The sequence below is a fragment of the Caballeronia sp. LZ035 genome, from assembly GCF_031451175.1.
Taxonomy (GTDB): Bacteria; Pseudomonadota; Gammaproteobacteria; order Burkholderiales; family Burkholderiaceae; genus Caballeronia.
Map to the genome: position 1 here is coordinate 1,409,879 of NZ_JARUXS010000003.1, position 23,184 is coordinate 1,433,062.

A 23,184-nucleotide genomic window follows, 5' to 3' on the forward strand; every position below is an offset into this window, starting at 1 on the left:
GCAAGCGTGAAAGGACGATTCATGAAAGCGAATACTGAAAGCGACGCTCGCGTCGAGCGTGACTATGTCGGCGAGGTCAGCATCCCGCGTGACAGACTGTACGGCGTGAACACGGTTCGCGGCGTCGATAACCTAACGGTTTCTCCGTTGAGCATCGCTCACTATCCAGCCTTCCGCGATGCCTTCGCGCAGGTCAAATGGGCGGCGGCGCTGGCCAATCGCGACAACGGAGTGCTCACCTGCGAGCAATGCGATGCGATCGTCGCGGCATGCGGAGAAGTGATTGGAGGCAGCTTCGACACGTCGCTCGTCGTGGACCTGATGGAGGGGTCCGGCGGCACGTCGACCAACATGAACTTCAACGAGGTGATCGCCAATCGCGCCCAGCACCTTCTTGGGCATGCGGCCGGCAACTATGAGATCGTCCATCCGAACGATCATGTCAACCGCTCGCAGTCCACCAACGACGTCTATCCCGCAGCATTGAAGATCGCCACACACGCGATGCTCGGCACGCTCGTCGAGCACATCGCGGCACTCGCTGCCCTCTTCCGGCGCAAGGAAACCGAGTTCGCCGATATCCTGCATCTGGGCCGCACCTGCTTGCAGGACGCGCAGCCAATGCGTCTGGGCCAGCTTTTTGGCGGCTATGCATCGCTGACGTCGCGTCTCGCCGATGAACTGGCCGCGGTACGTGACAAGCTGCGCACCTTGCCGCTCGGCGGCACGGCCATCGGCACAGGCTTCGGCGCGCCGGCGGGTTATCGTGCCGCCGTGTACGCGCATCTTCGTCAGGTCACGGGCGTCGACTACCAGGCGCCGGCCAACTCTTTCGATGCGATGCAGAACATGGATGTGTTCTCGCGCGTCTCGGCGGAGTTGCGCACCTGCGCGGTTTCACTCGCGAAGATCGCCTCGGATCTGACGATGCTGTCGTCGGGGCCGGTCGGCGGACTCGGAGAGCTGACATTGCCCGAGGCGCAGGCGGGGTCGTCGATCATGCCAGGCAAGGTCAATCCGGTCCTGCCGATGGCGATGATCCAGTTGAGCTTCGCAGTGGTCGGCAATGACGTGGCGGTGGCGCAGGCGGTCCAGTATGGCGAACTCGAGATCAATCACTTCGAGCCGGTGGTGGCGTCACGGGTATTCGACAGTATCGCCATGCTGTCCCATGGCATCACGCGGTTCAGCGAGAAATGCGTCGCGGGCATCGAAGCGAACGGCATACGCAACGAGCAGCATCTGCTCGAATCGATGGCGGTGGCTACCGCGCTCGTGCCGAAAATCGGCTACGCGCGGGTGAGCAAACTCGCGCGGCAATCGGTGGCTGAAGGCCGGTCGCTGGTCGAGATACTGGAGACGTCCGGATTGCTTTCGCGAGATGAGACGCTGGCCACCATCCGATCGGCTTCTTATCCGGTATTCGATAGCTGATCTGTGGCCGCCCGATGGTTCGTGCACTTCTTGAGAGACGCCCGGGCTACCGGGCGTCGGGCGGCAGGAAGGAGGCTTGGAACCGTTCACTCCGTCAAAGTTTCGATCCCCCATCCACGCGCAAGGTATCGCCGGTGATCCATCGGGCCTCATCGGACGCAAGGAACGCCACCGCCGCGCCGATATCACCGGGTTCGGCCATGCGCTTGAGCGCCTGAATGCCGAGCGCGACATCCCGCCCCGCGTCCGTCTTCGCGAAACTGGACATATCGGTCGGCACGATGCCGGGGGCCACCGCATTGACGCGGATGCCGCGCTCGCCCAGCGCTGCGGCGAAATGTTTGACCAGCGTGTCGATCGCGCCTTTGGTCGCCGCATAGGCCGAAAGCGTACCGAGCGCCGCGTGCGCCACCAGAGATGACAGCAGCACGACGCTGCTGCCCTCGCACAGGACCGGCAGCAACTGCTGGACGATGAAGAACGGCGCACGTACGTTGACCGCATACAGATCGTCGAACTGCTGCACCGTGGTCTCTTCGATCGTAGCCGACCCGGCAATGCCCGCATTGGCCACCAGGATGTCGAGACGATCGCCGACGATGGCACGCGTGCGCTGCGCAAGCAGATGCGGGCCATCGGCGGCGCGCAGGTCCGCGGCGATCTTCTCCGAAGTGCCGCCCGCCCGACGGATCTCGTCGACCACCGCGTCGGCTTCCTGCTCGCCGCGGCCATAATGCACCAGCACCTGCGCGCCCGCCCGCGCCAACGCCAGCGCACTGGCGCGTCCGATGCCGCGCGAAGCGCCCGTCACCAGCGCGGTCTTGCCTTTTAGCGTTTGCATGTCTGCTCCTTGATTGCTCAGCCCGCGGTCTTGCCGCCGTCGACCGTGACGATCTGCCCGGTCACGAACGCGGCGCCGTCCGACGCCAGATACAGCACCGCCGCCGCGATGTCCTCGGGCGTGCCGATCCGCGCGAGCGGCACTCTGCTCGCGAGGGCTGCCTTGCGCTCGGCGGTGCCGGTAAAGCGGTCGAGCATGCCGGTGTCCGTCGGCCCGGGCGCGATCGCATTGACGCGCACACCCGTGCCGGCGACTTCCAGCGCCGCCGATTTCGTGAACCCTTCAACCGCGTGCTTGCTGCCGGCATAAATCACCGCATAGGCGGCGCCTTCATGACCATAGGTCGATGAGATGTTGATCACGCTGCCCGACCGTTGCGCGGCCATGACGCGCAGTTCGTGCTTGAGGCTCAGCAGCACGCCCAGCACGTTGGTGTCGAAGGTCGCCGCGTAGCTTGCCGGCGAGACGTCGGTGATCGGACCCGGCGTGCCTTCCGTGCCGGCGTTGTTGACCGCCACATCCAGCCTGCCGAAGCGGGCGATGGTCTGATCGACGAGATCGCGGACCTCGTCGTCGTGGCGTACGTCGGCCTGAATGAACAAGGCTTCAGCGCCGAGTTCGCGCAATTCGGCTTCGAGCGCGGCACCTTCGGCCGGACGACGGCCAGACACGACAAGCCGCGCGCCGGAGCGAGCGAAGGCGATGGCGGTAGCGCGACCGATGCCGGTCAACGCGCCAGTAATGAGAACAACGGGCTGGTTCATGGTGAAACTCCTGTAAGGTATCGCTGCGATGCATGACTCATGCGTTACGTTCGCAGCGGGGATCGGGTCTGACAGGAGTTAATTTAGGCGCCCGTTGCGTCGATGAGAAAGACTTTCGAGGCGGGTGGGCATGCCTCGCAGGCATGGAGAACCAGGCGATGGAACTACGGCATTTGCGCTACTTCATTGCGGTCGCCGAGACCGGCAGCCTGACCGAGGCAGCCGCGCACCGCTTGCACACTTCACAGCCCTCGTTGAGCCGGCAGATTCGCGATCTCGAGGATCGGGTTGGCACCGCGCTATTGCAGCGCAGTGCGCGCGGCGTCGAGCTGACAGACGCAGGTCGCGCGTTTCTCGATCATGCGCGGCTCGCGATGGCCCAGGTGGACGCCGCCGTTGAAGCGGCGCGACGCGCGGCGCAGCCCGCCAAACCGCGCCTGGCACTGGGCTTTTTGACCGGTCAGGAGATGACCTGGCTGACCGAGGCCATGCATCTGTTGCGCGACGAATTGCCGAACATCGAGGTCACCGTCACGAGCGACTACTCGACGGAACTGGCCAGCGCGCTTGCGCACGGCAAGCTCGACGTCGCGTTCATGCGCGCCGAACCCGGCCACGGCCTCGACTACCGGATCATCGACCAGGAGCCGCTGGTCGTGCTGATGCCGAGCGATCATCCGTTGGCCGCGCGCAAAGCCGTGCGCCCGGAGGACCTGCGGCATCAGCCGTTCATCGCGATGGCGGACAAGGCGAAGGTGCTGGGGCAGGTCATCGACGGCTATCTGACGAAAGCCGGTGTTGAAGTGGAGGTGGCGCAACGGGTCGACAATCCGGCCATGGTGATGTCGCTGATCGCCTCGACGCGGGCCGTCACGTTGATACCGGCGTATGTGCAGAACCTGATGCCCTGGTCCGTGGTCAGCCGTCCGTTGAAAGGCGAAGCACCGACCATCGATCTGGTGGTCGGCACGAGTCCCGGCAACGCGGCGCCTATTGTCGAACTGTTCTTGTCGCGACTGGAGGAGTTGAGAGCGAACAGCGCGCGACGTGCGGAGTGAAACTGGCGTGGCGACAAGCCCATCGCAGCTCGACCGTCATTCGGGCACGAAGGCATCCGGAATCGCACGTTCCAGAAGCGTCGCCTGCCGGTACACGGACTGCATGAACACGCTCGCATTCCGCGACGGCGGCGCAAATCGCGAGTACACGAAGTGCGCGGTCAAGCCGATGGCTTCACGCAGCGGGCGAATGACCAAGGCGCTCCCCGTAGTCGCAAAATTATCGACGATCGTCACGCCCAGTCCGCCTTCCACGAGGGCAAGCGCCTGATCGGCGCGCATCACGTCGATCGTCGACCTGAGTTCGACGCCGGCTTGCTGACAGGCCTGCGCGATCACCGTGCCAAAAGGAATGTCGCGCTTGAACAGCACAACGGGCTCGTTGGCCAGATCCGCGAGCGACACTTCCTGCCGAGCCGCCAGTCTGTGCCCTTCCGGCATCGCGCAGACCATGTTGCCCACCATGAACGGAACGTTTTCCAGGTGCTCGTGCAGGACCGGCATCGCGGCGATGGCAACCTCCGCTTCCTTGCTGAGCAGTTCCATCGGCATGTCGGCCATCAGCGTGGTTTGCCAGCTCACCGTCAGCGCAGGCAGCCTTCGCTTCAATTCAACGAGCGCCGGCGCGACCACGCTCATCGCCAAGGATGCGCTGCACGACACGCGCAGCAGACTCGACGGCCCCAGCGCCAGTGCATGAGCGAACTCGTCCACGCGCACTGCCGCCTGATAAACCTGCTCGACCTCCCTGAACAGCGCATGCGCCTCGGCGGTCGGCACCAGACGGCCTTTCGAGCGCTCGAACAGGCGCAGCCCCAGCGTCGTCTCGACATGCGACACCAGCTTGCTGACGGCGGGCTGTGAGACGAACAGCAGCTTCGACGCCGCATTGATCGATCCGGTCAACATGACCGCGCGAAACACCTCCATATGGCGAAGCTTGAAGCGCATGGCGGCCGTCCGGACGATTAACCAAAAGTTATACGTTAGCTGACTTTCGGCATACGACAAAGCGGGCGTTAGTCCCTAGTATCGGTTCAAACGATGTCGAACTCTTGGAGACAGAAGGATGAACCAGCTGGATTTGCATCATCGCGTGTGTGTCATTACCGGCGGCTCGGGGGCGATCGGTTATGCGATCGCCGAGCGATTCGTCGCTTCCGGCGCCAGGGTCGTGCTGTGGGATATCGACGGCGCAGCCGCTCGGGCGGCGGCCGAAAACGTCCGTGCGGTTTCATCGGCTCAGGTGAACGTGACGGATGCCGCCAGCGTGGCCGTCGCAGCGAAGTCCGTCGCTGAACACTACGGCTCCATCGACGTGTTGATTAACGCGGCGGGCATCAACGGCCCGATCGGCCCTGTCGAAACGTATTCGGTCGATGCCTGGCGACAGGTCATCGACATCAATCTCACGGGCGTGTTCGTCTGCTGCCGCGAAACGCTGCCGTATCTGCGCCGTGCGCGGCATGGGCGCATCGTCAACCTGTCGTCGGTCGGCGGCAAGGAAGGCAATCCGAATCAGGGTGCGTACGGCGCGTCGAAGGCGGGCGTGATTGCATTGACCAAATCGTTGGGCAAGGAACTCGCGGACACGGAGATTCGCGTCAATTGCGTCACGCCGGCTGCCATCGAATCGGAAATGCTCCGCAACATGACGACCGACGCCCGCAATTTCGTGCTCGCCAAGATTCCGCTCGGACGCGCGGGCCGTCCCGACGAAGTCGCGTCGATGGTCGCGTGGCTCGCAACGGAAGAGTGCTCGTTCACGACCGGCGCCGCGTTCGATCTGACCGGCGGACGTGCGACCTACTGAGCCACAGGAACAGTGCAATGAAACGACTCTCCCTGGCTCATCTCACGGTGCTCGACGTCGGGCCGCCGGATCTGATTTCACTGGCGGCGCAAGCGGGATTTCGAGCTGTCGGCATCCGCTTGTGTTCTCCGGTTCCCGGCGGGCTTGCGTATCCGCTGCGCGCGGGATCGCCTGAATTGCGCGACACGCTGCGGCTCATGGAAGCGCACGATGTCACGGTCTCGGACATCGAAGTCATTCGACTCGCCGCCGATACTTGCATCGACGACTATGTCCCGGTGTTCGAAGCAGGCGCGGAACTCGGTGCACGGCGCGTATGCATCAATATCGATGACCCGGAGCGTACGCGCGTGATTGACCGACTGGGCGCGCTATGCGATCTCGCCCGGCCGTTGAACCTCGCGCTCGACATCGAATTCATGATCTGGCGCCCGGTCGCCCGTCTGGAAGACGCGGTCGATATCGTCAAGGCGTTGGACAAAGACAACGCCTTCGTGCTGATCGACGCGCTGCATCTGTTCCGCTCGGGCGGCACGGTCGAAGCGGTGGCGGCGCTCGATCCCGCATGGATCGGCAGCGTGCAGCTGTGCGATGCGCCGCTTGCATCGCCGGCGCGTGACGGGATTGTCGACGAGGCACGCGGCAACCGGCTCTTGCCGGGCGAAGGCGGCCTGCCCTTGCGCGAGCTTCTCGATGCGTTGCCGAAGGACGTGCCACTAGCGGCGGAGGTGCCGCTCGCTCGCGAACCGGATCCGACGAAGCGCGCGGCCCTCGTTCGACAGTCCACCGGCCGGCTGCTTCAAAGCAGCGCGTGGCCGCTGATTTGAAACTTCCAACAAATAAACGGAGACAGACATGACGACAAACACGATACGCACCGGCGACACGACAACGTCCGCACCGGCCGACAGCCGACGCCAGGCGAGAAAAGCCGCCATCGCCGGATGGATCGGCAGTGCGCTCGAATACTACGACTTCTTCATCTACGGCACGGTAGCCGCGCTCGTCTTCCCGCGCATTTTCTTCCCCCCCGGCGACCTGGCCGCCGCAACCCTCGCCTCGATGGCCACGTTCGGCGTCGCGTATGCGGCCCGTCCCCTCGGCTCGTTCCTGATGGGACACTATGGCGACCGTCTGGGCCGGAAAGTCGTGATGGTCGGCACTTTGCTCCTGATGGGCGTTTCGACGTTTCTCGTCGGCTGCCTGCCGAGTTATCAGAACGCAGGGCTGCTCGCGCCCGCGTTGCTCGTCCTGTTGCGCATTCTCCAGGGCATCTCGGCGGCCGGCGAACAGGCCGGGGCAAATTCGATGTCGTTCGAACACGCACCCGCGCATCGTCGCGGCTATTACACCAGCTGGACCTTGAGTGGAACGCAAGGCGGTCAGGTGCTGGCGCCGGCCGTCGTGCTGCCGCTCGCCGCGTTGCTGTCGGAAGATCAATTGCTCTCGTGGGGCTGGCGCGTGCCGTTCTGGCTGAGCGCGGTGGTCGTCATCGTCGGCTTCATCGTGCGTTCGCGGCTCGAAGAAACGCCCGCCTTCCAGAGCGAAGCGTCACATGGCGACGTTCCGCGCGCGCCGCTCAAGACACTCCTCACGACGTATCGCAAGGAACTGCTGCAAGTGTTCTTCGCCGCGCTGATTGCATCCGTCGGGACGACATTTGCCGTGTTCGCGCTGTCGTTCTCGCGCACATTCGACCATCACATCAGCACATCGACGATGCTGTGGACAGCGATCATCGGCAATCTGATCGCGGTGTTCACGATCCCGGTCTATGCGACGCTCTCCGACCGCATCGGGCGGCGTCCGGTGTTCATCGCGGGCAACATCCTGTGTGCGATTGCCGCCGCCCTCTTTCTCTGGTCGATCACGACCGGAAGCGATGCGCTCGTGCTCGCGACGGGCGTATTCCTGGGCGGCATCGTCTACAGCATCACGAACGCCGTCTGGCCGGCGACGTACGCCGAGCGCTTTCCTACGCAAGTGAGACTCTCCGGCATGGCGATCGGCACTCAATTCGGCTTCGCGATCGCCGGCTTTGCACCGCTGATCGAAACGGCGCTGGTGGGCAAGTTCGGCACCGCGCCGTGGGTGATGCCGGCGGTCTTCACGGCGTGCGTGTGTCTGTTGTCCGCGGTGTCGATCTATTCAATGAGGGAAACCTACGACGTTCCGCTGGAGCGTCTCGGGAAGCACACGGGCTGAAAGCACGCCCGTCACGGCCCAAAAAAAAGCGGGCGGGAAGCTCAGCTTCCCGCCCGCACAACCTCATCCAGCCTTCAAACGCCGCTTACTTCTGGACGATCACGGCCTTGTTGAACGAACCACCCTGTGCGATCGACGCCGAGTTGCCCAAGCCGCTCTGCGAGACCACGCCCAGGTTCGCATTGCCGACCTGCGTGATCGACGCGCTGTTATAGCCGCCGTCCTGCGAAGCATACGCGCCGTTGAAGTTACCGACCTGTGCCAGCGCCAGCTCTTCACGCGTACCCGACTGCGATGCCTTCATGTCGTTATGAAAGCCGCCTTGCCCGGCCAGCAGCGTCGACTCGAACGCGCCTTGCTGCGTGAGGTCCATCGTGTTGGTCGAGCCGACCTGCACGGCCAGCGCCGTGTTGCCGCGTCCATCCGTCTGATGCACGGCTGCCGTGTTGCGATCGCCGTCCTGGATCACAAGCGTGTGATCGTTGGCTTCGCGATACTGGTCCACATACGCCGTGTTGTAGGCCGAACCCGTCTGCATGATGGTCGTCGTTTCATTGACGGCGTTGCCCTGCGTGACTTGCGCGTAATGCGGTGCGCCCGCGCCGCTCTGGGTGATGGTGGTCGTGTTGCTGCCGCCGTTCTCCGAATGCACCTGGGCACGCGCGAAGTCACCTTGCTTGATCGACACCGAGTCGCCGATTTCCGAGATCTGCTCGATCTTGCCGTCGGTATGACCGCCCGTCTGCTCGATGCGCGCGCCGTTATAGCCGCCGCCCGTCTGCGTCACCGTCGCGATGCCGTTGTCCTTGCCTTGCAGCACGTCGACGCGATTGCCGATGGTATTCGTCTGCGTCACCGTAGCCTTGGCGCCATCGCTCGTGCCGGCGGTCTTGCCCGTGCCCTGGTCGATGTTCACCGTGTTGAAGCTCGAACCGCTGCGGGTGATCGTGGCCGAATCGTTCTTGCCTTCCTGCTTGACGGTATCGGTATCGAAAGCCGAGGCCGTTTGCGACACGGTCACGCTGTTGTCGTGGCCCGTCTGGCGCACCGTCGTGCGTTCGCCGATCGTCTGCTGTTGCGTCACGTCCGCGCTCAGGTTCGACGCGCCGTTTGTGCCCTGGCCGATCTGCTTGATGTCGGTGACGTTGCCGCCGCCGTTGCTCGACTTGACGTTGGCGCTGGCGCCGTCGGCGTTTTGCAGCACGTTGACCTGGTCATAGCTCGAAGCGGTCTGCTTCACGCCGGCCCAGTTGCCGTTGCCGTATTGCTCGACCACTGCGCTTTCACCGACCGAGCCCACGCTCGCAGCGAATGCCGACGTCGAAACCAGTGCTGCCAGACCCATAGCGATGACGATTGCCTTGACTTTCATTTTTATTGCCTCGTTGGTGTGTGTTTTGATGACTTACGGTCTCACGACTTGTTTTGAATCAACCCCCGACGACGGACAGCCCCTGCCATCCGCCGGTCCCGCTCCTCCTGCCTACTTCATCAGCACCGCCGCTCTTGCTCCGTTGCCGGTCTGCGTGACCGACAAACCCGAGCCATTGCGGTTCTGCAGAATCGAAACTTCGTTGTTGTTGCCGTACTGCGTGACTTGCGATGACATCGCGCTTCCAATCTGCGTCACCGTTGCTTCATTGCCGCTGCCGTTCTGTATCGCGATCGACCGGTTGAGCATGCCGGCCTGATACCCGGCGTACTGGTTGGCCGTGCCGCTCTGCTGCAACACCGTCCAGTTGTCATTGCCTGCCTGCGCGGTGGCGGCGGCATTGGCCACGCCCGCCTGGTTCGCCAGCAGCCCGTTCTGCCCCGTCTGAACGGCGCTCAGCCGGTTGCCCGCGCCGTTCTGCACGACGCGCGCCACTTGCGTCGCGCCGCCGAAGCCCGGCTCGGGCGGACCGAAGTCCGAGACCGGCGAGAGATCGGCCGCAAAGACCGCCAGCGACAGACTCACGATCGCGCTCAGCCCCGCACAGAACGCGATCTTGGATGCGCGCCACGGCGCACGCGGTGGATTCATTCGTGTCTCCTTCATGTTCGCTTCAGCCGCCCAGCGAGCGGGGCGGATCGATCTTCACCGGGTTGTACGGCGTGTTTGCGTCTTCCATCGTCTGCACGTAGCCCTGGTTCTCCTGCAGGTAGCGCTGCACCGTCGGGTCATACCAGTCCTTCATGTCGGCGAGCGACCACGACTGGTTCGCGACGCCCTGCACGATCAGATGCACCAGCGCGGATTCAATCGCCTCGTTCACGCACAGTTGCTGCGGCTCGTTGCGCGTCATGCCGAGTTCGGCCTGCAACAGATCCTTGAAGCCGATGAAGCGGTACACGCCGGTATCCACCTGGATCGAATAGATGGTCTTGGTGGTCGAGACGCTGTTGAGGATCGTGCCGTTGCGGATATCCACGGCGCGCAGGTTCACGGTCACCTGATCCACGCGATACTGCTGCGACGCCGAGATCCCGAGATACGCGACGCCCGCGCCACCGGTGCGGATATTCGTGTCGTACGCGACGATGCCGCCTTCGAGCACGATGCTCGCCGGCGCCAGCGCGCCGATCTGCGGCAGGTTCGAACCGGCGCGGTTCTTGTCGTCGGGCGTTTCCAGCGCACGCATGATCTTGCGTTCGGTGAGCAGGTCCTGCAGGTTCTCGCGCTCGACCGGCGTGAACCAGCCTGAATCGCGCATCGCCTTCACGAGGAAGGAGGCGCCGCCCTGCGTCACCTGCGACGAGAACGAGCTGTCCGGCGAAGGCTTGTACTGTCCCGTCAGATCGCGGAATCCGTACACAGCCGCGACGATCCTGCCCTTCGGCGGCGGCAGGTGCGTGAGGTCGCGCGTGATGCGGGTCGGCGGCGTGAGCGTGGCGTTGCTCGCGGGCGGCATCGGCGCGGTCACGCAGCCGGTCAGCAACATCGTGGCGATAACGGCGGCGCCCAGTGCGGTCTTCTTGATTGCGTTCGTGTTCATTGCTCGTGTGCCCGTCTCACTGTCCATTGCCGACGACGAAGGTCGTCGATGCGCCCGTGGTCTTGTCGGTCGTCGTCACCTGCAGGTTGCCGCCGGTGACCTGCGTGATCGCAATCGAGAAGTTGCCCGTATTGATCGTGCCGGGATGCAGCGTGCCGTCCGCACCGACGATCGAACTCGAGATCGACGACGCCACCCGCGAAAGAATCGCCTGCTGTAACTGGTTGTTGAACTGGTCGAGCGTGGACTGGCTCGAACCGAGATCGCTCAGCGACGGATCCTTGTATTTGTTCTGAGCGTTCGCTTCATTGAGCAGGTTCGTGCCGTTCAGCGGATTGCCGCCGAAGTTCGGATTCACCGGCTCGTAGACGAGTTGCGTGGCATGTGCCGCGACGAGCGGCAGCGTGAGCGCGCAGGCGAGCGCCGCGCTGCGGACAAGCGCATTCGTTTTCATCGTGTGTTCCCCGTATTGGCCTTGGAGCTTTTTTTAGAGTTCGTCGGTCGCCATGTCGGCGTCGCGAAAGAGCAGGCGCGTCAGGTCCGCCTGCATGACGTTTTGGAACGCGATCTGCGCGGCGTTTTCCGCCACCGGCCGCACGTTCGCCCGGGCGATGGGCAGGAATGCCTGGAAGACGCGGCGCTGCCCGAACTCCACCCACACGAGGCTGCCGTAGCGCGCCGAAGGCCGCTCGTGCACCGAGACGATGTAGCGGTCCGACAGCGGAATGCCGCTCCACGCCTGCGCGAACCAGGTGTAGAAGTCCTGGCCGGCGAGCGTGACGGTATCGGTGGTGACGACGCCGCCGAGCGCGTCAGTGAGCGGCTGCTGATTGGTGACGTCGGCGGTGCGCGCCCGGGGCGTGCCGGCAAGCGTCGCGCTCTGTTCGAGCGCGGCGGCGCCGTTGAGCGTGCCACGCGGCGTGAGCGGCGCGCCGTTTGCGGACGACAGCGGCGCGCTCCGGTTGACCGGGCTGGGCGTCGGCGTGCTCGGCAGCGAGATGAGCGGCTGAGCCTGATTTGCCGATTCCGCGTGGGCCGCGGCCGGCGTTTCAGCATCCTGGGCGTAAGCACCCGGAACCATGGTTGAAACTGCGATGCACACTGCGATTGCATGCCCGCTCGCGGGCAGGATCTTCCTTCGCTGCATGACTTCCCCGTATGCCTCGACCGCTTGTTGCGCGGCCTTGTCGGCGTTGTTTTTATTGGTCTGACGGGATGGATTGTGCGTAAAGTCAGCAAACGCTTATGTTGCGCGCGCCACATTCATCACATGAAATACGAAAGAATCGAAATGTCGTCTGAAAGGCACCCGAAACCGCGAACAGAGGTGCATTTAAGCAGAAGCGTAAAGAACCGCCCGCCCCTGCCGATAACGTGAAGCAAAGGGGGCCGGACGACCGTTCGACCCGATCCGCAGCGCTTTCAGGGAGAGAACGAATTGGTCTTCAGCTACAGGGACATGATGGTCACGCCGGCAGCGGTCCGGCACGGCGACATGTTTGCCGCGACGGCACGCATCCAGGATCTCGACGGCACTGAACGTTCCGTGCGGCTGCCGGGCGCTTTCCCGAATGTGGAAGACGCGATTCGTTTCGCGATTGCGGCCGGCTTCGAATATATCGACTGCGCGCCCCGCTGCGCAGCCGCTTGACCCTGATTCAGCCGCGCACACAAATCGGTTAAAATCCCCCCGCGCCGCAGCCCTTGCGGCGCTCTCCTTCCAGCTCCAGCTTTAGCCCCAGTCCAGACACCTATGTAGCGTATCGCGAGCCTCCTTCGTCACATCCATCTGACCGACAGGGGTTCGCGGACCTATGACGTGCGTCGCCGGCCATCGCCCATGCGAGCGCCGCGCAGCCCATGCATCGCTCTACCGCGCCCGCGGTCGTTGCATTCATTTCCCCATCCAGGTTCACCCATGAAGACCCACACATTGCGCGAGGAATGGTTCTCGAACGTGCGCGCCGACGTGCTTGCCGGCATCGTCGTCGCGCTGGCGCTGATTCCCGAAGCGCTGGCTTTTTCCATCATCGCGGGCGTCGATCCAAAAGTCGGGCTGTACGCCGCGTTCAGCATCGCCGTGGTCTCGGCGATCGCGGGCGGCCGGCCCGGCATGATCTCGGCGGCCACGGGCGCCGTCGCGCTGCTGCTTTCGTCGCTCGTGAAGACACACGGCGTCGAATACGTGCTGGCCGCGGGCATCCTCGCTGGCATCCTGCAGATCGGCGCGGGGTTCGCGCGGCTCGGCGCGCTGATGCGCTTCGTCTCGCGCTCCGTCATCACCGGCTTCGTCAACGCGCTGGCCATCCTGATCTTCCTCGCGCAGTTGCCGCAGCTGAACGCGCAGCCCTGGTACGTCTACGCGATGGTCGCAGGCGGTCTGGCCATCATCTATCTGCTGCCGCGACTGACCAAAGTGGTGCCGTCGCCGCTCATCTGCATCATCGTGATGACGGCCATCTCCATGGTTCTGCATCTGCAACTGCGCACCGTCGGCGACATGGGCCAGTTCCCCGACCGCCTGCCGGTGTTCGCACTCCCGCAGGTGCCCTTCTCGTTCGATACGCTGCGCATCGTGTTCCCGTATTCGGTGGCGATCGCCATCGTCGGGCTGCTGGAATCGCTGATGACGGCCGCCATCGTCGACGACTACACCGACACCCCGAGCGACAAGAATCGCGAATGCCGCGGCCAGGGTTGCGCGAACATCGTCGCGGGCTTTCTCGGCGGCATGCCGGGCTGCGCGATGATCGGGCAGACGGTCATCAACATGAAGTCCGGCGGACGCCAGCGTCTGTCCACCTTCGTCGCCGGCGCGTTCCTGCTGGTGCTGGTGGTGTTCCTCGGTCCGTGGGTCAAGCAGATTCCGATGGCCGCGCTCGTCGCGGTCATGATCATGGTGTCGATCAGCACATTCAGCTGGAAGTCGATCGGCAATCTGCGCACGCATCCGAAGAGTTCATCGGCGGTGATGCTCGCCACGGTGATCGTGGTCGTGGCAACGGGCAATCTGGCGATTGGCGTCGGCGTCGGCGTGCTGCTCTCGGCGTTGTTCTTCACGTCGAAGGTGCGACGCGTGCTGGCGGTGGAATCCACGCTCGACGAAGCCTCGAGCGAGCGCCGCTATGTGGTGCGCGGGCAGGTGTTCTTTGCGTCGTCGGAAGCGCTGGTCGCCGAGTTCGACTTCAAGGAAAGGGTGCGCGCGGTGCGGCTCGATCTGTCGCATGCGCACTTCTGGGACATCACGGCCATCGATGCGCTGGACCGCATCGTGAACAAGTTCCGCCGCAACGGGATTGCAGTGGATGTGAGCGGTCTGAATCGCGCGAGTGCGACGATGATCGAGAAGTACGCCACGCACGACAAGACGTCTGCGACGCACTTCGAACCCACGCATTGATGCGCGGGCAATGCAGCGAAGCGTGGCGCTTCGCTGCTTTCACAAGCCCGCTTAGCCGAGCTTGATCGAGGTCGGATCGGCGGTGAGATAACCCACCGCCGCGCCGAAGCGATCCTTGTAGTTCGCGCGGATCAGCGGATCGAGCGTCGCCTGCACCTTCGCATGCAGCGGCAGTTCCCAGTCGCCGGCGTGCTGGAAGTTGCTCATGATGTAGGTCCAGCCGTTGATCTCGTCGACGGCATGCAGGCCCGTCGATTCCGCGCCTGCCGGCGCCGAGAGAATCCGCGTCAGCGACTTCGTATCGACGTTGTACGCCCACAGGAAGTTGTTGACGTGCCGGCCGCTGTCCTCGCCGATAAAGAGCGTGCGCAGCTTCTCCGAGAACTTGAGGTTATCCGGATTCGCCACCTTGTCCGGATTGCCGATATTGCCAAGCACGTCCGCCGAAATGTCCTCGCCAACCAGCGCGGCAGGCGCGGCGATATCCACCGGCACCCATTCGCTGTCGATGGCCGCACCGCTCAGGTCGCGCTGGCCGCCCTTCAGGTTGAACGCATACACGGCGCCGGAATTGATGGCCTTGTCCACGGCGAAGTCGCCCGCGTGCGCATCGCCCTTGACCATCGACTTGACGATCTGCGACATCGCCGAATAGACGATTTTGTCCTTCGCATTGACGGTCGTGCCTTCGAGCTTCGTGAAGGTCATGCTCGCGCCGCGCAGCGCGGCATAACGGTGCGTCTCCAGAAACGCGGCCGCCTTCTCCATGCCCGGCTTCACGCGGATCCAGTTGAACGCGCCGTTGAAGTTGATGCGCGTATAGCTGGCATCCAGCGTCGCGCCGACGGTCGCGTCGCTGACCACGTCCATGATGTCGGCGAGCGTCAGGGTGTTGGCGAGGTTCTCGATTTCATCGCTGGTTGCGTGGCCGAGGTTGAGCCACGTGAGCGTCGCCGCGCCCGCGCCCGCCGTCGAGGTCTGCGTGCATTTCGCCACGTAGAGCGTGCCCGCCGAGAGATCGGCCTTCTTGTCCGCGACGAACATGAACACGCCGCCGTTGGTGGCGTCGTCGCCCATCATCACGGTGCGCTGGTCCGGCAGCACCTGGATCAGCTCGTGCGAGATACGGCCGAGGCAGTAGTGCTTCTTGATCGTGCCGGTGCCGTCCGGATTCACGGTGACTTCCGGCAGATGGCCGTAGTGATACGGACGCGCCTTCGTTTCGTCGCCGTAGAGGTTCTTGCTGTAGGCGAGGAACTGCGCGTCCTTCGTGCCCAGTGCCGCGTCCGGCTCGTACTCTTCGCTCGACAAATGCGTGTTCCACGGCGACAGGCTCGCGCCGCAGGTGATCCACAGGCCGTTCGCCTTCGACGTATCCACATTGGCATAGCTGACCAGCGAAAGCTTGCCGGTGGCCGGATCCTGATCCAGCGTCAGCACCGCGATGGGCGACGGCAGGCGGCCGTACATGCTGGCCGCGTTCTGGTCACGCGTGGTGTATTCGAACTGCACGACCGCAAACACGGCATTGCCCTTCACGCCCTTCACCGTCGGATTGTCGAGCTTCAGCAGCGAGGTGCCGTCCGGACAGTCCGAGAAGAACTGGCGTTCCTTGCCGGCCACCGAGCGGTCGATGATCGGCTGATTATTGATGTCGAAATAGCCGCCCGCGACGATCGTGCCGCCCGCCGTGTTCGGCACCGTGTCGCCCGTGACGAAGAATGGCTGGTAGGCGAGCTTGTAGGCGCGCGTGCTCCCGTCGCTGAAATTCACGGTCATCGACGATGCGACGCTCGTGGTGGCCATCGCGTTCGGTGCGGCCAGCGTGGGCGCGGCCATGCCGGTGAAGGCCGCCGTGGTGAAAGCCGCCGTGGGCTTGGGCGTGGGCGTGGCCGCCGTGCTGTCGCTGCCGCCGCAGGCCGTGGTCAGCAGCGCGGCGGTCGCGGCGCCGCCGAGCGGCAGCATCGGGGCGCCGGCGAGGATCTTGAGGGCTTTGCGGCGGGAAAGGTCAGTGGGCAGCGCCATGTGTGGTTTCGAGTCCTGGTGTGGGGTTGTTGTCATTGCATCGCGGACCGGATGCGGCCTGGCGTGCTGTTCGACGCGCTACTTTAGGAAAAGATTGTGAAATCAATTTGACAGGTTTTAGTAATTTTATTGCCTTGCATTCGAAAGAAAGGCGCGGCAGGCGCCACGGCAGGCCTTCACCATTCTCGAAACGAGAAGGCTGCATTCCGCGTCCGGGTCATTCCGCCGGGCGGCGCCGGCGCACAGAATGATGCGTACTGCGCCAGGGTCGGCGCCGCAACCGTACTGTCCGGCGCGCCGTGCTCGTAGCTCTAACGGCGCGCGGACCTGTTCGCCTTTCGAGGTGGAGGACTTATGAGCAAGCAGGCAATCATCGTGGTCGACATCCAGAACGACTATTTCCCCGGCGGCAAATGGGTGCTGGAAGGCGCCGACGCCGCCGCGGACAACGCGCGCGCCGTCATCGAGGCCGGCCGGGCCAACGGCGACTTCATCGTGCATGTCCAGCACGTGACGCTGGCCGAGGGCGCCGCCTTCTTCGTGCCGGACACGGAAGGCGTGCAGATTCATCCCAAGGCGGCGCCGCTGCCCGGCGAGCAGGTGATCGTCAAGCATCACCTGAATCCCTTCCGCGAAACCGGCCTGGCCGACATGCTCGTGGCGCACGGCATCGAGAAGGTGGTCGTGGTCGGCAACATGAGTCATATGTGCATCGACGCCGTGACGCGTCATGCCGACGATCTCGGCTACGACACGACAGTGGTTCACGACACGTGCGCCACGCATGACCTCGAATTCAACGGCGTGAAGGTGCCGGCCGCGCTGGTTCACGCGGCTTTCATGGCGGCGCTGGACTTCGGCTACGCGAACCTGATCACGGCGAAAGACTTCGTCGGGTCGCGCCAGAAAGAAGCCGCCTGACCGTTGCCATGGGCGGGCGGAGAGTCTCACGCACTTCTCATCTGCCCGTCATCTTCAGGCACCGAGCGCCTCGCATACTGCCTCTCAGGCTCGGCCAGCCGGCCGGCTGCACTCAAGGAGGCTCACATGAAGAAGTCGCTCATCACCGCCATGCTGATTACTTCGTCGATGGCACTGATGCTCGCATCGGGCGTCGCGTCCGCGCAGGGCAAGTCGCGCGATCAGGTCAGGCAGGAGCTCGTGCAGGCTCAGCATGACGGCGATGTGCCGTCGACCAAGACCCAGTACCCGCCCTCCGAGCAAATGGTCGCGCGCAACAAGGAAGTGCATGCATCGGCGGTGCATGCGGGCGAAAAAGCCCCTGCCGTCGATCATCACGACAAGCGCTGATTCGTCTCAGTCACTCGCGCATGCCGCGTCGGCTTGCACAACGGGATGCGCGGCGGGATGCGGGCGGCGCGGAAACGCCATCCAGAAGGTCGTGGATACGTGCGGCATGCTGCGCACGCCGCACGCTCCGCCGTGCCGTTCCATGATCGACTTGACGATGGCCAGTCCCAGACCCGTTCCTGCCGCCGAGTTGGAGCGCGCCGGATCGACGCGATAAAAGCGGTCGAAGATCCGGTCCAGATGCGGCTGCGCAATCCCCTCGCCGGTGTCCGACACACTGACCATCGTCATGTCGACGCCGTCCATCAGGCAGACCTCGCAATCGATCCTGACGACCGATCCCTGCGGCGCATGCGACAGCGCGTTCGAGAGCAGATTGCTCAGGGCCCGCTGGTAGAGCAGCAGGTCCGCATCGAGGGCCGCCGCGCCGCGTACGTCGATGCTCACGCACGCCTCCTCCGCCATCGACTCGTAATAGCCCGCCACGCGCTCGGCTTCGGCAACGGCATCCAGAGCACGCACCGCGAGCAGCGCACCGGCCTGCTCCGAGCGCGCCAGGAACAGCATGTCCTCGATCATCGTCGTGAGCCGGCGATATTCCTCGACGCTCGACTCGATCACCTCGCGATACTCGTTCGCCGCGCGCGGTTGCGACAGCACCACTTGCGCGGCCGCCTGCAGGTTGGTCAGCGGCGTGCGCATGTCATGCGCGAGGTCGGACGAGAACTGGCTCAGCAGCGTGAACGATTCGTTCAGCCGCCGCAGCATGGCGTTGAAGGCGCGTTCCAGTTCCGCCAGTTCGCCCGTCGCGCCGAGCGCCGGCAAAGGCTGCGCGAGCCGGTTCACGGAGATGGCCTCGGCATGCTCGACCATGCGCCGCAACGGGCTGATGCCGAGCATCGTGATGCCGTAGGCGAGCGCGGCGGCCAGCACCACGCCGAGCGCCTGGATCAGCACGATGGTCCGCGCCTGCGCGCGCAGCAGCGCGATATCGCTCGTGCGGTCATAGCGCACCACGACCTCGACGGACCGCGGCCCGGACCCGAGCGGCACCATGGCCGTCAGATAGCGGTAGCGGATCGTGCGGCTGTCCGGTTTCGCATCCTCAGGGCCGCGCCGAAAGCCTGGCGTCGAGACCAGCAGGCGTCCGTCGACACCGAGGATCGCGAGATCCACATTGGCCCGCCCATGGAGCGTTTCGGTCACGGCCGCGATACCGGCTTCGGGTATGCCGTAGGGCACGGCCTCCGCAAGATGCGCGCGCACTTCCTGCACCGTGCCCATCATCTCCGCGGACGACGTCGCTTCGAGCCGTCCCTTCAGCGTTTCATAGACCAGCACGCCGGTGGACGCGAGCACGAGCGAGGTCGAGAGCACGATCAGCACCGTCAGGCGCGCGCGCAGCGTGCGCGGCAGCAAACACGTCACTGGAAGCTCCGCGCTTCCAGCACGTAGCCCATGCCGCGCACGGTGTGGATCAGTTTCGGGTGGTAGTGGTCGTCGACCTTGGAACGCAGCCGGCGAATCGCCGAGTCCACCACGTTCGTGTCGCTGTTGAAGTTCATGTCCCACACTTGCGAGGCGATGGTCGCGCGCGGCAGGATCTCGCCCGTGCGCCGCATCAGCAGCCACAGCAGCGCGAACTCCTTCGCCGTGAGCAGGATCGTGTCGCTCTTGCGCACGGCCTTGCGCCGCACCAGGTCGAGCTCGAGATCGTCGACGCGCAACGTGGTGACCTCGCGCGGCTGGCCCCGGCGCAGAATGGACTTGACCCGCGCCAGCAGTTCGACGAAATCGAATGGCTTGACCAGATAATCATCCGCACCGAGTTCGAGACCCTTGACGCGGTCGTTCACGTCGTCGCGCGCGGTGAGGAACAGCACCGGCAGCGACTTGATGCGGCGCAGGTTGCCGAGCAGCGTCCAGCCGTCCTGGCCCGGCAGCATCACGTCGAGCACCAGCAGGTCGTAGTCCTCGACCTCGGCCTGATGCTGCCCGGCAATGCCGTCGCCGACCCAGTCGACCACATAGCCCGCCTCCGCCAAGCCCTTCTGCAAATACGCGCCGCTTTTCGGCTCGTCTTCCACGATCAAGATACGCATCAATCCACACTCCGTGCAGGCCCGGCGCGGCGCGCCAGCACGCCGGACAGAACACGCGCGAGCGCCGCGCGCAGCGATACCTGATGACTCAGGCGATACAACACCGGCAACACCAGCAGCGTGAGCGCCGTCGAAGAAAGAATGCCGCCGATCACCACCGTCGCGAGCGGCCGCTGCACTTCGGCGCCGGTGCCGGTGGCGAAGGCCATCGGCATGAAGCCGAGCGAGGCGATCAGCGCGGTCATCAGCACCGGCCGCAGCCGGGTGAGCGCGCCTTCGCGAATGGCGTCGTCGAGCGTCGCGCCCGAGTCGAGCAGATTGCGGATGAACGAGATCATCACGAGGCCGTTCAGCACCGCCACGCCGCACAGCGCGATGAAGCCGACCGCCGCCGTGATCGAGAGCGGCATGCCGCGCAGCCACAGCGACACCACGCCGCCGCACAACGCGAACGGAATGCCGGTGAACACCAGCAAGCCGTCCTTCATGTCGCCGAACATCACAAACAGCAGCACGAGCACCAGCAGCAACGCCAGCGGCACGACCAGCTTCAGGCGTCCGACCGCGCTCTGCAACTGTTCGAACTGGCCGCCCCACGCGAGCCAGTAGCCGGCCGGCAGGCGCACGCTGTCGTCGATGCGCGCCTGCGCCTCCGCGACGAACGACCCGACATCGCGGTCGCGCACATTGGCCGTCACCACCACGCGGCGCCTGCCGTTCTCGCGGCTGATCTGGTTCGGCCCCGCGCCGACCTCGACCTTCGCAAGCTCCGCAAGCGGCACATAGAGCGTGCGTGGCAGCGGCGCGTTGCTGCCGAGGCCGATGCCGAGGCCCGAGGCCGCGCTGTCGGCCGTTGCGCGCGCCGTCTGCGGCAACGCAACCGGCAGACGCTTGATCGCCTCGATGTCCGAGCGCAAGTCATCGGGGAGGCGCACGACGATGTCGAAGCGCCGGTCGCCCTGGAACAGCGTGCCGGCCTTCTGTCCGCCGACCGCCGCGAGCACCGTGTCCTGCACGTCGGCGACGCTCAGTCCATAGCGGGCGAGCTTGTCGCGCTCAAGCGTCACGCCGAGCACCGGCAGCCCCGAGGTCTGTTCGACCTTCACTTCGATTGCGCCCGGCACCTTCTGCAACGCGCCCGCCACCTTGTCGGCGTTCTCGCGCAGCACGCTCATGTCCTCGCCGAAGACCTTCACGGCGACGTCGCTGCGCACGCCCGAAATAAGTTCGTTGAAACGCAGCTGGATGGGCTGCGAAAACTCGTAGACATTGCCCGGGAAGTCGGCGAGCACGGTCTCGACGTCCTCGATGATCCGCGCATGCGGCTTGTTCGGATCCGGCCACGCGGAGGGCTGCTTGAGCATCACGTAGGCATCGGAGAGATTGGGGGGCATCGGATCGGCGGCGATCTCGGCCGTGCCGGTGCGCGCGAACACGCGCTCGACTTCGGGCACCCGCGCCTTCAGCGCCTGCTCGATGGCCTTCTGCATCTCCACCGACTGCGAGAGGCTCGTGCCCGGAATGCGCAGCGCCGCCACCGCCAGGTCGCCTTCGTTCAGGCTCGGAATGAATTCGCTGCCAAGCCGCGTGGCCAGCAGGAGCGTCAGCGCGACGATGCCCGCCGCGCCGATCAGCACGCCGCGCGGCCGCGCCATGAAGCGCGTCAGCGTGGGCTCGTAGACGCGCCGCACAGCCCGCAGGATCCGGCTCTCCTGTTCCTCGACGCGCTGGTTCACGAACAGCGCAACCGCCGCCGGAATGAACGTGACGGTCAGCAGCATCGCGGCGGCCAGCGCCATGACGACGGTGATCGCCATCGGATGGAACATCTTCCCTTCGACACCCGTGAGCGCGAAGATCGGCAGATACACCACCATGATGATGAGCTGCCCGAAGATCAGCGCGCGGCGCGCCTCCTGCGAGGCCTCGAACACTTCGGCGAAGCGCTCCTCGCGCGTGAGCGCCCGGTTCGCGACACCCTGTGCGTGCGCGAGCCGCCGCACGCAGTTCTCGACGATCACCACCGCGCCGTCGATGATGATGCCGAAGTCGAGCGCGCCGAGGCTCATCAGGTTCGCGCTGACGTGCGCGTTCACCATGCCGGCGAAGGTCATCAGCATCGACAGCGGAATCACCAGCGCGACGATCAGCGCCGCGCGCAGATTCCCGAGGAACAGGAACAGCACTGCGATCACCAGCACCGCGCCTTCGAGCAGGTTCTTCCTGACCGTGTTCACCGCCTTCTCGACCAGCCCGGTGCGGTCATACACCGGCACGGCGCGCACGCCCGGCGGCAGCATGCGGTTCACGTCGGCGAGCTTCGCGGCCGCGGCCTGCGCCACCGTGCGGCTGTTCTCGCCCATCAGCATGAAGACCGTGCCGAGCACCGTCTCCTCGCCGTTCGACGTGGCCGCGCCGGTACGCAGTTCGCGCCCGAGGTCCACGCGCGCCACATCGCGCACGCGCACCGGCACGCCGCCTGAATTGGCGAGCACGATGTTCTCGAGGTCCTCGACGGAACCCGCCTGACCCGGCACGCGCACCAGATACTGCTCGCCCCGCTTCTCGATATAGCCCGCGCCGACGTTCTCGTTGTTGCGCTCGACGGCGCGCACGATATCGGCGAGGGTCAGGCCGTAGGACATCAGCCGGTTCGGATTCGGCGCAATACGGAATTCCTTTACATAGCCGCCGATCGAGTTCACCTCGGTCACGCCCGGCACGTTGCGCATCTGCGGCCGAACCACCCAGTCCTGGATCTCGCGCAGGTCCGCGAGCGTGTAGCGGTTGCCGTCGGGCTTGCGCGCCGTCCCGCTCGCCTCGACGGTCCACAGGAAGATCTCGCCGAGACCTGTCGAGGTCGGACCCATGGCGGGCACGACGTTCCCCGGCAGCTTGTCGCGCGCTTCCTGAATACGCTCGTTGACCAGTTGACGCGCGAAGTAGATGTCGGTGCCGTCCTTGAAGATCACCGTGACCTGGGAGAGGCCGTAACGCGAAATCGAACGGGTCTGTTGCAGGTTCGGCAAACCGGCCATCGCGGTTTCGACCGGATAGGTGATGCGCTGCTCGGCTTCGAGCGGCGAGTAGCCTGGCGCCGACGTGTTGACCTGCACCTGGACGTTGGTGATGTCCGGCACGGCGTCGATGGGCAGTTGCCGGTAGCTGAACACGCCCCAGCCAGCCGCCGCGAGCGTCGCGAGCAGCACCAGCCAGCGGTGCGCAATGGCAAAACGAATCAGCTTCTCGAACATGC

21 protein-coding genes are annotated in these 23,184 nt (G+C 64.7%); 9 read left to right on the forward strand and 12 right to left on the reverse strand.

The window, feature by feature from the left end:
• Positions 1-21 precede the first annotated feature (21 nt).
• A complete protein-coding gene (locus tag QCE88_RS29060) occupies positions 22-1,434 on the forward strand; it encodes an aspartate ammonia-lyase (RefSeq protein WP_309908376.1) in 1,413 nt (470 codons plus the stop codon).
• Between the two features lie 94 nt (positions 1,435-1,528).
• Here QCE88_RS29060 and QCE88_RS29065 read toward each other — a convergent pair whose 3' ends face one another.
• Together QCE88_RS29065 and QCE88_RS29070 are read right to left on the reverse strand one after the other, a co-directional pair.
• Positions 1,529-2,275 carry an SDR family oxidoreductase gene (locus tag QCE88_RS29065; protein ID WP_309908378.1) on the reverse strand — a complete coding sequence of 249 codons (747 nt, stop codon included), beginning with the start codon at positions 2,273-2,275 and terminating at the stop codon, positions 1,529-1,531.
• Between the two features lie 17 nt (positions 2,276-2,292).
• Positions 2,293-3,039, reverse strand: coding sequence for a glucose 1-dehydrogenase (locus QCE88_RS29070; RefSeq protein WP_309908379.1), 747 nt, complete (start codon positions 3,037-3,039; stop codon positions 2,293-2,295).
• Between the two features lie 158 nt (positions 3,040-3,197).
• On the opposite strand from QCE88_RS29070, the gene QCE88_RS29075 reads away from it, so the two are divergent.
• Positions 3,198-4,097 (forward strand): LysR family transcriptional regulator, encoded by a 900-nt coding sequence (locus QCE88_RS29075; RefSeq protein WP_309908380.1) that lies wholly within the window; start codon positions 3,198-3,200, stop codon positions 4,095-4,097.
• A gap of 36 nt (positions 4,098-4,133) precedes the next feature.
• Here the strand turns inward: QCE88_RS29075 and QCE88_RS29080 are convergent, their stop codons facing one another.
• Positions 4,134-5,048 (reverse strand): LysR family transcriptional regulator, encoded by a 915-nt coding sequence (locus QCE88_RS29080; protein WP_309908382.1) that lies wholly within the window; start codon positions 5,046-5,048, stop codon positions 4,134-4,136.
• 118 nt (positions 5,049-5,166) lie between these two features.
• Between QCE88_RS29080 and QCE88_RS29085 the strand changes: the two genes are divergently transcribed.
• The 3 genes from QCE88_RS29085 to QCE88_RS29095 are packed head-to-tail and all read left to right on the forward strand — an operon-like array spanning position 5,167 to position 8,115.
• Positions 5,167-5,910 carry an SDR family NAD(P)-dependent oxidoreductase gene (locus QCE88_RS29085; RefSeq protein ID WP_309908383.1) on the forward strand — a complete coding sequence of 248 codons (744 nt, stop codon included), beginning with the start codon at positions 5,167-5,169 and terminating at the stop codon, positions 5,908-5,910.
• 17 nt (positions 5,911-5,927) lie between these two features.
• Complete coding sequence (locus QCE88_RS29090; protein ID WP_309908385.1) at positions 5,928-6,737, forward strand: TIM barrel protein; 810 nt, start codon at positions 5,928-5,930, stop codon at positions 6,735-6,737.
• 28 nt (positions 6,738-6,765) lie between these two features.
• Positions 6,766-8,115: an MFS transporter gene (locus tag QCE88_RS29095; RefSeq protein ID WP_309908388.1), complete on the forward strand. Its 1,350-nt coding sequence runs from the start codon at positions 6,766-6,768 to the stop codon at positions 8,113-8,115.
• An 85-nt stretch (positions 8,116-8,200) separates the two neighbouring features.
• Here QCE88_RS29095 and QCE88_RS29100 read toward each other — a convergent pair whose 3' ends face one another.
• From QCE88_RS29100 to QCE88_RS29120, 5 genes are all read right to left on the reverse strand, one after another.
• Positions 8,201-9,487 carry a hypothetical protein gene (locus QCE88_RS29100; RefSeq protein WP_309908390.1) on the reverse strand — a complete coding sequence of 429 codons (1,287 nt, stop codon included), beginning with the start codon at positions 9,485-9,487 and terminating at the stop codon, positions 8,201-8,203.
• 111 nt (positions 9,488-9,598) lie between these two features.
• A complete protein-coding gene (locus QCE88_RS29105) occupies positions 9,599-10,138 on the reverse strand; it encodes a hypothetical protein (protein ID WP_309908392.1) in 540 nt (179 codons plus the stop codon).
• Positions 10,139-10,160: 22 nt separating this feature from the next.
• Complete coding sequence (locus QCE88_RS29110; protein WP_309908393.1) at positions 10,161-11,090, reverse strand: CsgG/HfaB family protein; 930 nt, start codon at positions 11,088-11,090, stop codon at positions 10,161-10,163.
• Between the two features lie 16 nt (positions 11,091-11,106).
• Complete coding sequence (locus QCE88_RS29115; RefSeq protein WP_309908395.1) at positions 11,107-11,544, reverse strand: curli assembly protein CsgF; 438 nt, start codon at positions 11,542-11,544, stop codon at positions 11,107-11,109.
• Positions 11,545-11,577: 33 nt separating this feature from the next.
• On the reverse strand, positions 11,578-12,171 hold the full coding sequence (locus tag QCE88_RS29120; protein WP_309908396.1) for a CsgE family curli-type amyloid fiber assembly protein: 594 nt from the start codon (positions 12,169-12,171) through the stop codon (positions 11,578-11,580).
• Positions 12,172-12,528: 357 nt separating this feature from the next.
• Here QCE88_RS29120 and QCE88_RS29125 point away from each other — a divergent pair, with 357 nt between their 5' ends.
• Together QCE88_RS29125 and QCE88_RS29130 are read left to right on the forward strand one after the other, a co-directional pair.
• On the forward strand, positions 12,529-12,741 hold the full coding sequence (locus tag QCE88_RS29125; RefSeq protein ID WP_309908397.1) for a hypothetical protein: 213 nt from the start codon (positions 12,529-12,531) through the stop codon (positions 12,739-12,741).
• Between the two features lie 267 nt (positions 12,742-13,008).
• The gene (locus tag QCE88_RS29130) at positions 13,009-14,490 is read left to right on the forward strand and encodes a SulP family inorganic anion transporter (protein WP_309908398.1); all 1,482 of its coding nucleotides are present in this window, start codon (positions 13,009-13,011) and stop codon (positions 14,488-14,490) included.
• 51 nt (positions 14,491-14,541) lie between these two features.
• On the opposite strand, the gene QCE88_RS29135 is transcribed toward QCE88_RS29130, so the two are convergent.
• Positions 14,542-16,515, reverse strand: coding sequence for an alkaline phosphatase PhoX (locus tag QCE88_RS29135; RefSeq protein WP_309908399.1), 1,974 nt, complete (start codon positions 16,513-16,515; stop codon positions 14,542-14,544).
• Positions 16,516-16,869: 354 nt separating this feature from the next.
• On the opposite strand from QCE88_RS29135, the gene QCE88_RS29140 reads away from it, so the two are divergent.
• Both QCE88_RS29140 and QCE88_RS29145 read left to right on the forward strand, forming a co-directional pair.
• Positions 16,870-17,436 (forward strand): cysteine hydrolase family protein, encoded by a 567-nt coding sequence (locus QCE88_RS29140; protein WP_309908401.1) that lies wholly within the window; start codon positions 16,870-16,872, stop codon positions 17,434-17,436.
• Between the two features lie 126 nt (positions 17,437-17,562).
• A complete protein-coding gene (locus QCE88_RS29145; RefSeq protein ID WP_309908402.1) occupies positions 17,563-17,826 on the forward strand; it encodes a DUF4148 domain-containing protein in 264 nt (87 codons plus the stop codon).
• Positions 17,827-17,832: 6 nt separating this feature from the next.
• Here QCE88_RS29145 and QCE88_RS29150 read toward each other — a convergent pair whose 3' ends face one another.
• The 3 genes from QCE88_RS29150 to QCE88_RS29160 are packed head-to-tail and all read right to left on the reverse strand — an operon-like array spanning position 17,833 to position 23,182.
• Positions 17,833-19,254 carry a heavy metal sensor histidine kinase gene (locus QCE88_RS29150; protein WP_309908404.1) on the reverse strand — a complete coding sequence of 474 codons (1,422 nt, stop codon included), beginning with the start codon at positions 19,252-19,254 and terminating at the stop codon, positions 17,833-17,835.
• Positions 19,251-19,928, reverse strand: coding sequence for a heavy metal response regulator transcription factor IrlR (irlR, locus tag QCE88_RS29155; RefSeq protein WP_309908405.1), 678 nt, complete (start codon positions 19,926-19,928; stop codon positions 19,251-19,253). Before irlR ends, QCE88_RS29150 begins: the two co-directional genes overlap by 4 nt.
• Entirely contained in the window at positions 19,928-23,182 is a 3,255-nt protein-coding gene (locus QCE88_RS29160; protein WP_309908407.1) for a CusA/CzcA family heavy metal efflux RND transporter, read from the reverse strand. The genes irlR and QCE88_RS29160 overlap by 1 nt, the downstream gene beginning before the upstream one ends.
• Between the last annotated feature and the right edge of the window lie 2 nt (positions 23,183-23,184).

Excerpts from the sequence above, each read along its gene's own strand:
- QCE88_RS29120 (WP_309908396.1), bottom strand. The coding sequence starts at position 12,171 with ATGGTTCCGGGTGCTTACGCCCAGGATGCTGAAACGCCGGCCGCGGCC.
- QCE88_RS29085 (WP_309908383.1), top strand. The coding sequence starts at position 5,167 with ATGAACCAGCTGGATTTGCATCATCGCGTGTGTGTCATTACCGGCGGC.
- QCE88_RS29105 (WP_309908392.1), bottom strand. The coding sequence starts at position 10,138 with ATGAATCCACCGCGTGCGCCGTGGCGCGCATCCAAGATCGCGTTCTGT.
- QCE88_RS29095 (WP_309908388.1), top strand. The coding sequence starts at position 6,766 with ATGACGACAAACACGATACGCACCGGCGACACGACAACGTCCGCACCG.
- QCE88_RS29115 (WP_309908395.1), bottom strand. The coding sequence starts at position 11,544 with ATGAAAACGAATGCGCTTGTCCGCAGCGCGGCGCTCGCCTGCGCGCTC.
- irlR (WP_309908405.1), bottom strand. The coding sequence starts at position 19,928 with ATGCGTATCTTGATCGTGGAAGACGAGCCGAAAAGCGGCGCGTATTTG.
- QCE88_RS29060 (WP_309908376.1), top strand. The coding sequence starts at position 22 with ATGAAAGCGAATACTGAAAGCGACGCTCGCGTCGAGCGTGACTATGTC.
- QCE88_RS29075 (WP_309908380.1), top strand. The coding sequence starts at position 3,198 with ATGGAACTACGGCATTTGCGCTACTTCATTGCGGTCGCCGAGACCGGC.
- QCE88_RS29160 (WP_309908407.1), bottom strand. The coding sequence starts at position 23,182 with ATGTTCGAGAAGCTGATTCGTTTTGCCATTGCGCACCGCTGGCTGGTG.
- QCE88_RS29135 (WP_309908399.1), bottom strand. The coding sequence starts at position 16,515 with ATGGCGCTGCCCACTGACCTTTCCCGCCGCAAAGCCCTCAAGATCCTC.
- QCE88_RS29090 (WP_309908385.1), top strand. The coding sequence starts at position 5,928 with ATGAAACGACTCTCCCTGGCTCATCTCACGGTGCTCGACGTCGGGCCG.
- QCE88_RS29080 (WP_309908382.1), bottom strand. The coding sequence starts at position 5,048 with ATGCGCTTCAAGCTTCGCCATATGGAGGTGTTTCGCGCGGTCATGTTG.
- QCE88_RS29140 (WP_309908401.1), top strand. The coding sequence starts at position 16,870 with ATGAGCAAGCAGGCAATCATCGTGGTCGACATCCAGAACGACTATTTC.
- QCE88_RS29110 (WP_309908393.1), bottom strand. The coding sequence starts at position 11,090 with ATGAACACGAACGCAATCAAGAAGACCGCACTGGGCGCCGCCGTTATC.
- QCE88_RS29070 (WP_309908379.1), bottom strand. The coding sequence starts at position 3,039 with ATGAACCAGCCCGTTGTTCTCATTACTGGCGCGTTGACCGGCATCGGT.
- QCE88_RS29100 (WP_309908390.1), bottom strand. The coding sequence starts at position 9,487 with ATGAAAGTCAAGGCAATCGTCATCGCTATGGGTCTGGCAGCACTGGTT.
- QCE88_RS29065 (WP_309908378.1), bottom strand. The coding sequence starts at position 2,275 with ATGCAAACGCTAAAAGGCAAGACCGCGCTGGTGACGGGCGCTTCGCGC.
- QCE88_RS29145 (WP_309908402.1), top strand. The coding sequence starts at position 17,563 with ATGAAGAAGTCGCTCATCACCGCCATGCTGATTACTTCGTCGATGGCA.
- QCE88_RS29130 (WP_309908398.1), top strand. The coding sequence starts at position 13,009 with ATGAAGACCCACACATTGCGCGAGGAATGGTTCTCGAACGTGCGCGCC.